Below are 13,199 nucleotides of genomic sequence, written 5' to 3'. Positions count from 1 at the left end.
TGCACGCAACATCAACGCCAGGATGACGCGACACGCCCCATTAATTAATCGACGCCCCCGTGACGGCCCTTGTGAGAGTGCGGTAAGTGATGGTCTAGCTAATTTCGCACCACTTCGTCCCAGTGGGTAGCAGGCCCCTGACCTCGGCTGTCGAGCCAAACCGGGGAGCCGGAGCCGTGCGCTCGGTCAGGGCGGCGATGTTGATCATTCGACCGCCGGAATCGCCCCGTTATGGCATGTCATCACATCGGTGTGAAACGGCAGGAAACATCACTTGCCGCACTCTCAGACTTACGTGCCATTCGGCTCCAGCTGCCGGATGCGTCCGTCGAGTTCGCGCTGGTAAAAGTCGATGAAGCCGTCGGGGTCGGGGCCGGCGTTCTGCATGACCAGTCTGTCGAAGCCCGCGTCGACAAACTTCTGCGCTACCTCGACGTACCGCGCGGGGTCCGTACCACAGGCGAACTTTTCCAGGATGTCTTCCTCGCGCACGGTCGTGGTCGCGGCGTCGAAGTTGACCGGATTGGGCAGCTCACTCATGACCTTCCATCCGGTCAGTGCCCATCGAGACGTCTTCAGGGCCGCCTGCGCCGCCGTGTGCTCGTCGCTCGCCCAGGCCATCGGGATCTCCGCATAGCTCGGCCCGCTGCCTCCGGCGTCACGGTACTGCTGGACGATCTCCCGCTTGTCCTCGGTGGCGAACAGACCGTCGCCCAGTTCCGCGGCGATGCGCGTCGACGCCTGACCGCTGGCGGCCACCGCGATCAGGGGAAGTTCTTCCGGGAGGTCGAAGACCCGGGCGTCCTCCAGCCGCAGGTGTTTCCCCTCGTAGGAACGGTATCCCCCGCTCCACAGCAATCGGATGATCTCCAGGGCTTCCTTGAGCATTTCGTGTCGTGTATGGACCGTGTTCGGGAAGCCGCGGCCTACGACGTGCTCGTTGAGCCGCTCCCCCGAGCCGACGCCGAGGACGAAACGGCCCTCTGACAACAGAGCGAGGGTCGCGGCCGCCTGAGCGATGATCGCCGGGTGGTAGCGCACGGTAGGGCACGTCACGCCGGTCGCCAACTCGATCCGCGAGGTCTTGGCCGCGATGCTCCCCAATACCGTCCAGGCGAACGGTGAATGACCCTGATTGTCGAGCCAGGGGTGGTAGTGATCGCTGATCTCGACGAAGTCGAAACCGGCCTGCTCCGCGAGAACCGCTTGTCTTACCAGTTCCGCCGGGCCGAACGCCTCTGCGGCCAGCTTGTAACCCACCTTCACGTGTTCCTCTTTCCTCATGCGTCGTGGGCATTTCGTCCGCACAGAGGTACCCGCCGGCGTCGCCGCGTAACGAGTACCTGCCACTACCGGGGACCGGAAGCGGCCGGCCGCGCTGAGGCCGTGGCCTTGTTCTTCCTCTCGGCCAAGTGGGGACGTGCTGACACCACCGGGTCCGGTACAGGACCGGAGTGCCTGGACGGCGGATCAGGGCACGCCTGGGCACACCACTCGACTGGGCGCATGGGGAGGAGGAGGAGCGCTCGCGGCGAGCCTCTGTGGGGCCGCCTCGGGACTGACGGCAAACTCCCTGGGGCAACCCAGCCCTGTGGGCGAAATGCCAAGCCGGCAAGCTGTGCCCCGCCTGCCGCAGAGGGACGCCGGCAGAGACCGGCCGGTGTCATGAGCGGTGGCCAGGGCAAGCAGGCGACGTACGTACGGCAGGGGAAGGCGGTTCATGGTGGGGGTGGCTTTGTTCACGGGTCTGGGCAGCGGTTGCTCAGTAGTTTGGGAGGCACCCGGACTGTGCCGTGTTCGATGTTCACGAGAAACGACGGCACTCGGCCGTCGGCCACAGCTGTGCCACTCGAACGGCGCAGCTGTGGGGAAGCGGACGCCCTCGAGCAGGTGCACTGGTCATGACCGAGTGGCCTATTGAATGCTCCAGCGGTGCGGGTGGCCGGGATCTTCGGGGCAGGCGAAGATGTTGAGTTCGCCCCAGCGGCCCACGGTGACCTCGGTCGGACTGGCGTACAGGTGTGTGGGCAGGTCTGGTTCTTCCAGCGGCTTCCAGCTGCCGCTGCCGCCGTCCCATTCCGAGCTGTCGATGGTCAGCAGCAGGTGCATCGGTGCCGCGCAGGTCAGGCAGTTCATGGGGGACGGGTCGGTGACGTGCCAGGAGGCGAAACCGCCCACGCGCCAGCCCGGGGGAATGGACAGGTCGTACTGGTAGCTCACCGGCGCGGCGGCATCGTTGTCCGCTGACTGCTCGGCCTCCTCCAGGGCCTCTTCCCGGGCGTCGATCCGGGCGCACAGCTCCTTCGGGAGGAGGGCGGCGAACGGGTAGGTGGCCACTTGCTCCGGGTGCAGCACGCACGGCTCGGGCACGTACCCCTCGAAGCCGACGGCCTGCGGCTGCGGCGGTGAGGTCTGCACCTCGGCGACCTCCCACGACCGGCGCCAGCGCAGGTTGAGCAACATCCCGTAGCCGGTCGGGCCGTGTGCGTCGAAGGGGCACCAGAACACCTGGAGCAGATCGCAGTCGTCCGGCCCGGCCGGCAGGCCGGGGATGTCCCTCCGGTACAGCTGCGCAAGGCCGATCAGCGGCAGCGGACCGTTCGCAGCGGCCTCTTCAACGCGGTGTTCCTGGCGTAGTTGCTCCATCAGCTGCCGTTCTTCTTCCGTGGGGCCGGGGTTCGGTTCACGACGCCATGCGGAAGCCAGGATCTGCCGCTGCCGGTGGATGTCCGTCGGGCGTCGGCCACGCGAGTGACTGTGGGGCTCGGTGCACACCGGCCAGGGCTCGTCCGCCGGCCACAGCAGCGGACCGCCCACGGAACTGTCCGCCACGTCCGGTCGGCCCGGGCGCGGATGGAGCCGGGTGGTGGTTCCCCGATGGGCTGCCAGCTCCGGGAACAGCGCCTCGACATCGAGCGGGCGTGGCGGTGTGGTCCTCAGCATGCGCATGACCTTAAGGCAGCCGTCGACCGCCGTGATTCAGCGCCCCCCGAAGGCAACCACCTCCACACCAGTGCTGTCGGAATCCGTGAACAGTTCGATTCGTACGCAGGCATCGGCGCCTCCCAAACCGGTGCACAGCTGCTGTCCGTTCTCGCGAACAGAGCCAGTGGGGGCCTGAACGGTGCCTGGGGCCGGTGGCCTGAGTCGGAGATTCGTTGGCAGTAGGCAGTTGCTTCGTCGAGGATCTCGTCGGTGGTCTTCGTCCGGAGGAAGGGCCGTGGATGCCCATCCCGGTCGGTGAGCCAGGAGCGGATGTCGTGGTCGGGGGAAGGGGCGCCCGGTGACGACCGCGGCGGCACCGTGCTTCCGCGCGGGAACGCGCTCTCTTCGGCCAGGGCGACAAAGGCGTACAGCGTCTTGGTGACACAGACACGGTCTTGGTGACATAGACACGTTCGACGGGTATGCCGTGGCGGTGCTCGAAGTCCTGGGCGAACTTCTCGACTTCCGGGGCGGTACGGGCAAACCGCCGAAGTGGAAGCGGTCGGCGAGACGCCAGTCGCCGCGCGGACCACCGAACGCCCCTGCTTGCAGCGCCCGCAGAACCCTGTGTGGTGATGGATGACCACCTTGTCCTTGCCGGTACGGCATGGCGAGCCCGTCGGGGCGGCGCAGGTGAACATCGGACAGGCGAGCGGCTGCTCGTGCAGGGTGCGGTTGTAGCAGCCTCCGCAAGCGCGTGGTGCTCCCCGTGGACCCGCTCCGGCAGTGGCGGGTTGCCGGCCTGGACGATACGGGACCGCAGCTCGTGGCACCAGTGCGGCACCGATGGCGGAATCGCCGTCCGGTCGTGGTCTCCAGGGAGTGCGGACGACAGATGTGCCGGCCGCCGCAGCGGGCGCACAGGTGGGTCTCCGAGGAACCGCGGGCAAAGTACGTCTCCACCTCGTCGCGTATCTCCTCGGTGAGCTTGACGTCGGGATGGATGCGGTCGAGGAGGCGGCGGCAGCCGTCGGCAACACACTGGGGCAGGTGGAGCCGCATGGGGTCGGCCATCCACGCGGCGTTGAGCACAGCGGTCACGTCCGTGCCGTTGTTGACGGCGCAGTAGTCGCGGTCGGCGTCGCCGTGAGGCCGATGGAGACCAGGCCGCGAACGGTGGGGTCGGCGGGAAGAAACCCACAGTGGAGGTGGACGCGGCGAATGGCCGAAGCGAGGTCGCTCACGTGATGCTCCTTGGCGTCCGAAAGCGTCGCTGAGGGTGCGGCGTACGCGCGTGTTGGGGGCGCGTCGGGTCAGGGCTCGACGGAGACAGCGGGGACGGCGTCGGCACCGGGCTCCGCCACGGGAGCCTCCGGCCGCACCCCGATGCCGAGCTTCTCCTTGATCTTCTTCTCGATCTCGTCGGCGAGGTCGGGGTTGTCCCTGAGGAAGGTGCGGGAGTTCTCCTTGCCCTGGCCGAGCTGGTCACCCTCGTAGGTGTACCAGGCGCCGGCCTTGCGGACGAAGCCGTGCCCGATGCCCATGTCGATCAGCTCGCCCTCGCGGCTGATGCCCTGGCCGTAGAGGATGTCGAACTCGGCCTGCTTGAAGGGCGGCGCCACCTTGTTCTTGACGACCTTGACACGGGTGCGGTTGCCCACCGCGTCGGTGCCGCTCTTGAGGGTCTCGATCCGGCGGATGTCCAGACGCACCGAGGCGTAGAACTTCAGCGCCCGGCCACCGGTCGTGGTCTCCGGCGAGCCGAACATCACGCCGATCTTCTCGCGGAGCTGGTTGATGAAGATCGCGGTGGTCTTGGACTGGTTGAGCGCGCCGGTGATCTTCCGCAGCGCCTGACTCATCAGCCGGGCCTGCAGACCCACGTGGCTGTCGCCCATCTCGCCCTCGATCTCCGCGCGCGGCACGAGCGCCGCGACGGAGTCGATCACGATGAGGTCGACGGCGCCGGAACGGATCAGCGTGTCGGCGATCTCCAGCGCCTGCTCGCCGTTGTCCGGCTGACAGACGATGAGGTTGTCCGTCTCGACGCCGAGTCCTTTCGCGTATTCGATGTCGAGGCCGTACTCGGCGTCGATGAACACCGCGGTCCCGCCGGCCCGCTGGACGTTGGCTATGGCGTGCAGTGCGATGGTGGTTTTCCCGCTCATCTCCGGACCGTAGATTTCCACGACCCGCCCGCGCGGCAGGCCGCCCACGCCGAGGGCCACGTCGAGGGCGAGGGAGCCGGTCGGGATGACCTCGACGGGGGCCCGGGGATCGTCGCCGAGGCGCATGACCGAGCCCCGACCGAACCGCTTCTCGATCTGAGCGAGGGCGATATCGAGCGCCTGCTCGCGGTCCTGTTCTTTCATGGTCGCCACCCTGGGTGATCTCTGTGCGCCTCCCCTGAGGGGCTATCGGATGCTTGTTCGATTCTATCCGACATGCCGACTGAAAACTATGCTTTGCCCTCAAAAGGGACGCAGTGTGCGACACCTCGGCCCGCTCCGGAGACGCCGTCGTCGCTGTCGCCGTCCCCTGCGGACGACTTCATGACCTGCCCGCTGCGCTACCGGCTCCGGGTGATCGACAAGCTGCCGGAGCCACCGAGCGGGGCGGCGACCCGGGGCGCCGTGGTGCACGCGGTGCCGGAACGGCTCTTCGACGTGCCGGCACATGCGCGCACGGTCGATGGTCACGAACGAAGGGGAGCGGCTGCCGGCGGCGAAGCCGGAGCCGGCAGGGCTGTCCGCCGAGGAGGACGGCTCGGAGACCGTCTCGGCCACCGGCGCGCAGGACGGCACGGAAGGCGACGCGGTCGCTCCGGAGCGGTCGGCCCGGTGGGCTGGGTGGGCCGGGTGATGCCGAGCAGTCGGTCGAGCGGTGGTTCACATGGGAGGACCCGACCCGGCCGGAGCCCACGGGACCGGTCACGGTGTTTCCCTCCGTACCGAGGAGGTCCCCCGGCCACGGTGAACGGCGAAGCGGGTCGGCACCCGTTCGGCCAGGGCGCTGATGTGCGTGACGATGCCGACCATGCGGCCCCTGCGGATCGCGAGCTCTTCCAGCGTGGCGGCGACCGTCTCCAGTGTCATCTCGTCCAGCGTGCCGAATCCCTCGTCGAGGAAGATGGACTCCAGCCGGGCGGCGCCGGCTGCGGCCATGGCCGGCAGCTGCTCCGAAAGCGCCAGGGCGAGGGCGAGGCTGGCCTGGAACGTCTCACCGCCGGACAGCGTCCTGGCCGGCCGGCGGCCCTCCGCGTCGGTGTGGTCGATGACGAGAAAGTTCCCGTCCTCGTGGACCAGCTCGAACTGCCCGTCGGACAGCCCGGCGAGCACCTCGGAGGCATGCGCGACGAGTGTGTCGAGGGCCGTCGTCACAAGCCAGCGGGGAAACCCGTCTGCGCGCATCAGGTGGCCGAGCGCCTTTGCCACCTGATGCGCCTGCTCCGCGTGTTGCCGCCGCGCGTCGAGCTTCGCGGCCTGCTCCCGTCTCTCGACGAGGCGCCGTACCTCCTGACGAGCTCCCCTCAGCGCTGCCGCGACCGCCGACTCGGCCGTCTCGGTGAACGGCCGTTCCGTATCGAACTCCACACCGGGGGCGGCGAGCATGCCGGCGAGTCGGTCCTCGGCAGTGGTGAGACGGCCACGAACCCTCGCCAGCCTCTCGTGCGCGCCGGACAGCGCCGTGGTGCGGGTGGCGGCGGCGTCGGCCGCCCAGGAGACGAGGGTCGTCCACGCCGCGGTCAGGTCCTCACGGTCCAGCGCCGGAGCCCCGAGCGTGACGAGTGGATCGCGAACCTGCTCGAGCACCGACCACACCGCCTGTGTTTCCTGGCGAACACCCGCCGCGGTCTTCTCGGCGCTCGCCCTGGCGGTCCGCGCACGCCGAAGCTGTGCGTCCGCCTCATCCGCGGTCCTTTCCAGCCGCTTCCTGCGGGCGAGCGCAGCGGTCACCTGCTCCAAGGCGGGGGCGCCGGCGAGGTCGGCACGCAGGGCGGCGACCCGACCGATGAGCATGTTCAGTTCGCTGGTGGCCTGCTGCTCGGCCCGGGACGCCTTCGTCCACTCGCCACGCAACCGCTCCACCTCACTGTCGGCCTGGATTCGTGCTCGTTCGGCCGCATCCAGATCGGGCGCGGTCAGCGGGCCGGGCATCGTCGTGACCCACTGCTCGCACACCGGGCACGGCACGCCGACCCGCAGGTGCGGCCGCAACGCTGCGGCGAGATGCGACCGCGCCGCGACCTCCCGCTCCTGTCGCGTCTGCTGGGCGAGCCTTTCGGCCTCCTCCCTGACGGCGGTGACCTCGCGGAGCGCCGCGGCACGCCACTGCTGCAGCGCCTGCGCTGTGAGCAGCCTCTCTTCCGTCTCGTCGAGCTCGGCATGATCGCGGCGGGCTTGCTCGAGTGAGGCCTGGGGCGGTGCCGCCGCAAGCTGCTCGCGGGCGGTCGTGTCGGCCGCCTCGGCCGCAGCGAGCTCCTCGTCGGCCGTCTCGCACGCGGCCCTGATCTCGCGTTCCCTCTCACCGAGTTCCTCGAACCCGGTCGGCACGGCAACCGCCCTCAACTGGTTCCGCTCCTCGGTCAGCGCCGCGCACGCCTGTTGCGCCTCGGCCATCGCCGCGCCGTGCTTCGCGAGCTCGGGCAGCATCGCACGGATCAGCTCGGCGGCCTTCTCCAGCGTGGCCACCTGGCCCTGTGCCGCCTGCAGGGCGGGTTCGGTCGCATCGGTGAACTCCTCAAGCTGCCGTGCGAGGAGTTCGGCGCACCGCTTCTCGCTCTCGGCCTTCGTGTTCGCCGCCTGCGCGATCCGGGTATAGACCTGCAGCCCCATCAGTCTGACGAGGATCTCCTGCCGCTTGGCCGGCTGTTCGTGCAGGAACTCGGCAAAGTCACCCTGCGGCAGCGCCACACAGGTGATGAAGTGCTCGAACGGCAGCCCGATCAGTTTTTCCACCGCGGACGTGACCTCGGAGTCGGAGGCGAGCACCTCGGTGACGTCGTCCGGTGCGCCGAGCGCGGCCGGGTCGGCGAGTTGTTCCAGCCGGGCATTCTTCACATTGACGCCACCGGTGGTGCGGCGCAGCTCCCGGACGGCGACGTAGCGGTGCCCGGCAAGGTCGAAGACGAGCCGGACGATGCCCCGGTTGGTGGTCGGCGCGAGCGCGTTCGCGACCGTACGTCGGTCGCCCCAGCGCGGCACCGATCCATACAGCGCGAACGTGATCGCGTCGATGACGGTGGACTTGCCCGAGCCGGTGGGGCCGACGAGCGCAAAGTAGTCCGCCTCGCGGAAGTCCATCACGGCCGACTCCCGAAATGAGGCGAAGCCGTTCATCTCCAGCAGCACCGGCCTCATCGAGGCTCCTTCCCGCCGTCAGGCGTTCGCGGTGGTGACCTGGTCGTGGAGCCTGGCGAACAGTGCTTCGACCCGTTCGTCGACCAGGTTCCGGGTGACGCAGTATGCGTGGAACAGCTCAGCGGGACTGCGCTCCACACCGTCGGCCGGCGTGGACGACCCGGCGGTGTGCACGGGGGCGGCGAACTCCGGATCGATGCGCACCTCCAGCGCGTTCGGTAGCAGCCGCTGCACCTCCTGGCGCAGACCCGCACGCGCCGGTTCGCACAGAAATACCCTCAGGTAGTCGTCGCCGAGCGAGTCGGCGCGCCGGGTCAGCTCATCGACGGTGCCGCGTACGGTGCGCAGCCGCCGTCCGGACCCGATGGGCACCTCGGCGACGATACGGGCGGGCGCGCCGACCTCGGCCTCGACGACGAGGACCATCGAGGGGTCGTCCTGCTCGCCGAAGTCGAGGGTGATCGGGCTGCCGCAGTAGTGCACCGGACACGGCGCGGGCAACGACTGCCGACGATGCAGATGCCCGAGCGCGACGTAGTGCGCCTCGGGCGGGAAGGCATCGGCCGGCACCCAGTACTCGAGGATCGACTGGGCGGACCGCTCGCCCCCGCCGAATTTTCCCCCGGCCACCATCAGGTGCGCCATCACCAGGTTGACCGCATCGTCGCGGAAGCCGGCCGCGAGCGCGGCAAGCAGGTCCCGCACCAGCCGGCCATAGCCGGTTGCGGCCTCCCTGGGTGTCTTGCCGACCAGTTGGGCAGCACGTACCGCGTAGCGCTGGGACAGGAACGGCAGCAGGGCGACAGCGACCGGCTCTCTCGTCGAGCGCGCGGTGAACTTCACCACTCCGCCGTCGGCCGCGACGCGCGCATGGCCGACCAGGGTGATCCCCGCGCTCGCCATGAGCGGCCGGTAGGCGTCGAAGGTGGGGGCGTGGTCGTGGTTGCCGGCGATCGCGATGACCTCGGCACCAGTGCGTCGCAGCGTGAGCAGCGCCTGCACCAGCAACTGCTGGGCGTCCGCCGGCGGGGCGGACGCCTCGTACAGGTCACCGGCAACGAGGACCGCGTCAACCCGATGGTCCCGTGCCACTTGGACGATCTCACGCAGGACGGCCCGCTGCTCATCGAGTCGGCTGCGCCCCTTGAGCACCTTGCCGATGTGCCAGTCCGATGTGTGCAAAAACTTCATGTGCTCGCCTCGTCGTCCCGTAGGGGTGGTCGACGGCGGCACGCTGTCGGATCAAAAGGCCGGTACATCGTCGATCGGCCGCGGTCGCCGCGCGAACGGGTCCGGTCGCTCGCCACCGGCCTCCTGACCGGTCGGCCGCGAGGTCGTGGACCCTTGGCCGCACTCGAAACCGTGTGCACAGACAGCGAGAAGTCCCGCCTCACCTCGGCCGCATGACGCCGGCGCAGGCCAAAGATGAACCGCTTGCCCGTCTCCCGGTCCGGGAATCCGGCCAACCGCTGCAGCACTGTCACGCCGTTGCCGACGCGCTTGAGGAGTCCAGGTCGGTGAACGGCTCGTCCGCGCTGCCGTCGTAGACCTCGCGACAGGCCGTCTCGTTCCCGTTGTCCGGCCAGACCTCGGGGGCGGTTTCCCGGAGTTCGGGGTGGCAGTCGGTACAGGTCAGACCGATGGCGGCTGCCGGGTTCCAGCCCTCGAGCTGTGCCTGGCCGCTTGGCGGGAGGACATTCATGACGATCACCCAGCAATGCTTCAACCGGGTCAGAAGGGGAACGTGGGACTGTTGTGGTTGTGGGGGGCGCTTTTTTCCCCGTCGGGGACCCCCGGTGCGTCGTTCGGCGCTGACGGGCCGGTGTCGAAGAGGGTGCCGCCGGGCACGCCCACGCGCGAGATCTTGCTGACCGTCGCGGCGGCGTAGCGCAGGGAGGGGCCGATCTCCAAGGCCTCCAGCTCGATGATGGTCCGCTTCTCGCCCTCCCTGGTCTCGTACGTCCGCTGGTGCAGCCGTCCCTGGACGATGACGCGGGCGCCGCGCGCGAGGGACTGGGCGACGTGTTCCGCCATCTGCCGCCAGGCCGAGCAGTGCAGGAACAGCGTGTCGGCGTCCCTCCACTCGTTGCTCTGCCGGTCGAAGGTGCGGGGCGTGGAGGCGACGGTGAAGTGTGTGACCGCGTCGCCGGACGGGGTGTTGCGGATTTCGGGGTCGTCGGTCAGGTTGCCGACGACGGTGACGACGGTCTCACCGACCATGAGAGGTACTCCTAACGCACGTACGGAAGGTGGGAGTTGGTTGTCCGACGACAATGCTGCTGCTTCGGGGTGTCTTCGGGCTCACTGCCCGGCCTCCTTTCTTCTCGTTCGGCAGGCCCCGCCGCGATGAGCCTCGAGGCGTGGGCCGGAGCGTTCTTCAGCGGGATGCCGAGCCCGGGGACGGTGCAGGGACGGCCGGGGGCGGCCCGGCACCAGGGGCAGAGCACGCGGAGGGCGTGGGCGCGGAGGTCGTTCCTCGGACGGCCGGTGAGGGCGGGGGGTGGCTGGGCCGGGGCGGTGGGCGTCCGCTTGACGCGCTGTCCCGAGGCGATCGCGGTCACGATCTCGAGGAGTTCCGCGCGATAGCGGTGCGGGTCGTCCGGGTCGGTGTCCGGGAGTGGCAGCGGGTCGCGGGCGAGCCGCTCCTCCCGGATCGCGTGCACCTCGGCTCGGATGTCGGCGGCGTCGATGTGGGACTGTCTGCGGCCCAGCCGGATCACGGCCTCCCGCGTATCGGCGACGTCCAGGTCGGCGAGCAGGAGGTGCCAGGCGTCCGTCGTGGTCTCCTCCAGGTGCATCGACGGGCACATCGCCGCGACCAGGGCAGCGAGCCCTGCGGTCTCAGTCGGCGTCATCCGTTCTTCCCTTCCGCGGGGGAGCGTGCCGGGTGACGCCGGTGCCCCGCTTGCCGCCCCGTCCGCCGGCTGCTGGTACTGGTACAGGGCGGTCCCGCAGGCGCAGCGCAGCCGCCCGTCGTTCCCGAGGCTCCAGCGGCCGCAGCCGAGGTGATCGGCTTGTGAGATCAGGAACCACAGGGTGGCGGGCGAGTCCCTGTCGGAGCGCGCTGTGGCGGTGGTCATCACGTCTCGCCACCATCGAGGGCGAGCAGCCGGCGCAGGTCGATCTCGCCGGTGTCCCAGGCCCGGGCGACCCGTTCCGCGCCGCCGGGCACGGGCCGCAGGCTGAACGAACGCGGTTCGGGGGCCGGCGCCGGCACCAGTCCCGGGATCACCTCGCCGGTGTGCGGGTCGGCGACCGGGCCGAAGCAGGCGAGCCGGCCGAAGAACTCCCGTTGCCAGGCGGGGCGCACCCGGACCAGGGTCTCCACCTCGTCGGGGTGGTTCGCGGCCACCCAGGCGGTGAAGGCGTCCTCGTCGGCGACCACCACCGCCGGCTGGGGGTCGATGAGCGTGAGGGTGGCGATCGGGGTGTCATCCGGCAGGGTCACCCGCATCGACTTGAGGGCGAACTCGGCGCGAGCCGCGCGCAGCCCGTGGAGGACCGCGCGGCGCTCGGCCCGGTACTCGGCCTCCACCGCGTCGCGCAGCACCCTGAGCACGACGACCCGGGTGGCGCGGTCCCGGAGGTTCACGCGGCCTCACCCTTCTGCTCGGTTCCCTTCCCGCCCTCTTTCTTCGCCCCGGTGCCGCGGCGCACGATGAACTCGCCCAACGTGGTCGAACCCCCGGCGGGGTCCAGGACGGCGGCGGCGAGCAGGTTGTGCCGGCGCACCTCCTCGTAGAGGCCGCGGAGCTCCTCGTAGGTGGTGTGCGGGGCGGTGGCGGTCGTGAGGTAGTCGGATGCGCTCGGGGTGGGCTTGCCTGAGTTGAGCCACTCCAGGACGGCCTCGGCGAACGCCGCATCCGGCTTGCGGATGACAAGCCCGGAGAGCGGCTTCGCCCGGGACTTGGAGATCACCAGGGTGTTCTCGTGGTCGAGGTCGCCTACGATGTCGAACTCGTACTCGATGCCCTCCCGCTGCTCGGGCTTGAGCCCGACCTTGCGCGGCACCTTGCGCCCGCGCTCGTCTGCCTCCACGACGTACTCGGTCTTGGTACGCATGGTGGCGATGAGGTGGCCGGGGTAGGCGAGCAGGGCTTCGACCATCGCCCGCTCCAGGGGGCGGGCCTCCCTCCAGCCCGCGAAGGTGTTGCCTCCCGCGATGCGCTTCGCGGCGTTGTCGACCTGCTCCAGCATCCCGCCCGAGCCGGACCAGAAGTGCGAGAGCGAGTCGACGATCACGACGTCGTAGCCGTCGTGGGCGGCCACCGCGAGCGCCTCGACGAGCGCGGGTGGCTCGAACGTCGTGAGCGGGAGGGTGTCGAAGGCGAACTCGTCGGCGTACTTGGAAGCGCTGCCGTGCTCTGTGTCGATCAGGGCGATCCGGTCGCCGATTCCGGTGCCGAGGACGAGCGCGGTGTAGGTCTTGCCCGACCCGGTGGGCCCGGTGAGCGCGACGCGGGCCTTGGCCTGCTCCTTGGTGGCGGGGGTGAAGGTGAAGCTGTTCACGCCGTTCTCCTCTGGCACATCCGACGGGGGTTCGGGGTGGGCTTGGGGAGGGACAGGAAGCGGTCCTCACCCGGCAAGACGTGCACCCGCACGACCGAAGCCTCAGTTCGAATATCAGTTCGAAACTGCTTGGAATCCCACGCTAGGCGCGCACAGAGGTGGAAATCAACAGTTTGCCCCCTAAAAAATATCAATGCCCCTGATGTCCGCATCGAGGCCCGGAATGAGTGCGCCGGCGCCGGTACCACGGCCGGATCGACCGCGGCGCGCACATCTTCAGTGCGGGCCTTCCCGCCCCCCGGCGGGACGACCTTGCCGCGGCGGGACGAGGCCGAGGTGCGCCCAGGCCGCCGGTGTGGCGACCCGGCCGCGCGGGGTGCGGGCCAGCAGCCCCTCCCGTACCAG

Annotated in this window: 11 protein-coding genes and 3 pseudogenes; 2 read left to right on the top strand and 12 right to left on the bottom strand. The window is 69.5% G+C overall.

Annotated elements, in window-relative coordinates; translation table 11 throughout:
• Positions 1 to 291 precede the first annotated feature (291 nt).
• The 4 genes and pseudogenes from ACFP2V_RS28675 to recA all read right to left on the bottom strand — a co-directional run bounded on the left by ACFP2V_RS28675 (position 292) and on the right by recA (position 5,297).
• A complete protein-coding gene (locus ACFP2V_RS28675; RefSeq protein WP_381218205.1) occupies positions 292 to 1,266 on the bottom strand; it encodes a TIGR03557 family F420-dependent LLM class oxidoreductase in 975 nt (324 codons plus the stop codon).
• A 648-nt stretch (positions 1,267 to 1,914) separates the two neighbouring features.
• Positions 1,915 to 2,943: a hypothetical protein gene (locus tag ACFP2V_RS28670; protein WP_381218204.1), complete on the bottom strand. Its 1,029-nt coding sequence runs from the start codon at positions 2,941 to 2,943 to the stop codon at positions 1,915 to 1,917.
• Between the two features lie 324 nt (positions 2,944 to 3,267).
• Positions 3,268 to 3,546 (bottom strand): annotated as a pseudogene (locus ACFP2V_RS28665) (1-aminocyclopropane-1-carboxylate deaminase); the annotation flags it as partial.
• 692 nt (positions 3,547 to 4,238) lie between these two features.
• Positions 4,239 to 5,297 (bottom strand): recombinase RecA, encoded by a 1,059-nt coding sequence (recA, locus tag ACFP2V_RS28660; protein ID WP_381218203.1) that lies wholly within the window; start codon positions 5,295 to 5,297, stop codon positions 4,239 to 4,241.
• A 72-nt stretch (positions 5,298 to 5,369) separates the two neighbouring features.
• On the opposite strand from recA, the pseudogene ACFP2V_RS28655 reads away from it, so the two are divergent.
• Together ACFP2V_RS28655 and ACFP2V_RS28650 are read left to right on the top strand one after the other, a co-directional pair.
• Positions 5,370 to 5,555 (top strand): annotated as a pseudogene (locus ACFP2V_RS28655) (PD-(D/E)XK nuclease family protein); the annotation flags it as partial.
• Positions 5,556 to 5,616: 61 nt separating this feature from the next.
• Positions 5,617 to 5,787 carry a hypothetical protein gene (locus tag ACFP2V_RS28650; RefSeq protein ID WP_381218202.1) on the top strand — a complete coding sequence of 57 codons (171 nt, stop codon included), beginning with the start codon at positions 5,617 to 5,619 and terminating at the stop codon, positions 5,785 to 5,787.
• Positions 5,788 to 5,855: 68 nt separating this feature from the next.
• Here ACFP2V_RS28650 and ACFP2V_RS28645 read toward each other — a convergent pair whose 3' ends face one another.
• The 8 genes and pseudogenes from ACFP2V_RS28645 to ACFP2V_RS28610 form a co-directional block, all read right to left on the bottom strand.
• Positions 5,856 to 8,285 carry an AAA family ATPase gene (locus ACFP2V_RS28645; protein WP_381218201.1) on the bottom strand — a complete coding sequence of 810 codons (2,430 nt, stop codon included), beginning with the start codon at positions 8,283 to 8,285 and terminating at the stop codon, positions 5,856 to 5,858.
• Positions 8,286 to 8,303: 18 nt separating this feature from the next.
• The gene (locus tag ACFP2V_RS28640) at positions 8,304 to 9,476 is read right to left on the bottom strand and encodes an exonuclease SbcCD subunit D (protein ID WP_381218200.1); all 1,173 of its coding nucleotides are present in this window, start codon (positions 9,474 to 9,476) and stop codon (positions 8,304 to 8,306) included.
• A 289-nt stretch (positions 9,477 to 9,765) separates the two neighbouring features.
• The gene (locus ACFP2V_RS28635; RefSeq protein ID WP_381218199.1) at positions 9,766 to 9,996 is read right to left on the bottom strand and encodes a hypothetical protein; all 231 of its coding nucleotides are present in this window, start codon (positions 9,994 to 9,996) and stop codon (positions 9,766 to 9,768) included.
• Between the two features lie 20 nt (positions 9,997 to 10,016).
• Positions 10,017 to 10,505, bottom strand: a complete 489-nt coding sequence (locus tag ACFP2V_RS28630) for a single-stranded DNA-binding protein (RefSeq protein WP_381218198.1) — start codon at positions 10,503 to 10,505, stop codon at positions 10,017 to 10,019.
• 11 nt (positions 10,506 to 10,516) lie between these two features.
• Positions 10,517 to 11,365 (bottom strand): zinc finger domain-containing protein, encoded by an 849-nt coding sequence (locus ACFP2V_RS28625; RefSeq protein WP_381218197.1) that lies wholly within the window; start codon positions 11,363 to 11,365, stop codon positions 10,517 to 10,519.
• The gene (locus ACFP2V_RS28620) at positions 11,365 to 11,877 is read right to left on the bottom strand and encodes a hypothetical protein (RefSeq protein ID WP_381218196.1); all 513 of its coding nucleotides are present in this window, start codon (positions 11,875 to 11,877) and stop codon (positions 11,365 to 11,367) included. Before ACFP2V_RS28620 ends, ACFP2V_RS28625 begins: the two co-directional genes overlap by 1 nt.
• Positions 11,874 to 12,794 carry an ATP-binding protein gene (locus ACFP2V_RS28615; protein ID WP_381218195.1) on the bottom strand — a complete coding sequence of 307 codons (921 nt, stop codon included), beginning with the start codon at positions 12,792 to 12,794 and terminating at the stop codon, positions 11,874 to 11,876. The genes ACFP2V_RS28620 and ACFP2V_RS28615 overlap by 4 nt, the downstream gene beginning before the upstream one ends.
• Before the next feature lie 276 nt (positions 12,795 to 13,070).
• Positions 13,071 to 13,199 (bottom strand): annotated as a pseudogene (locus tag ACFP2V_RS28610) (Holliday junction branch migration DNA helicase RuvB); the annotation flags it as partial.

The organism is Streptomyces incanus, from assembly GCF_042656345.1.
Taxonomy (GTDB): domain Bacteria; phylum Actinomycetota; class Actinomycetes; order Streptomycetales; family Streptomycetaceae; genus Streptomyces; species Streptomyces incanus.
The sequence above is the reverse complement of the archived record's forward strand: the minus strand, read 5'-3'. Positions and strand labels throughout refer to the sequence as shown.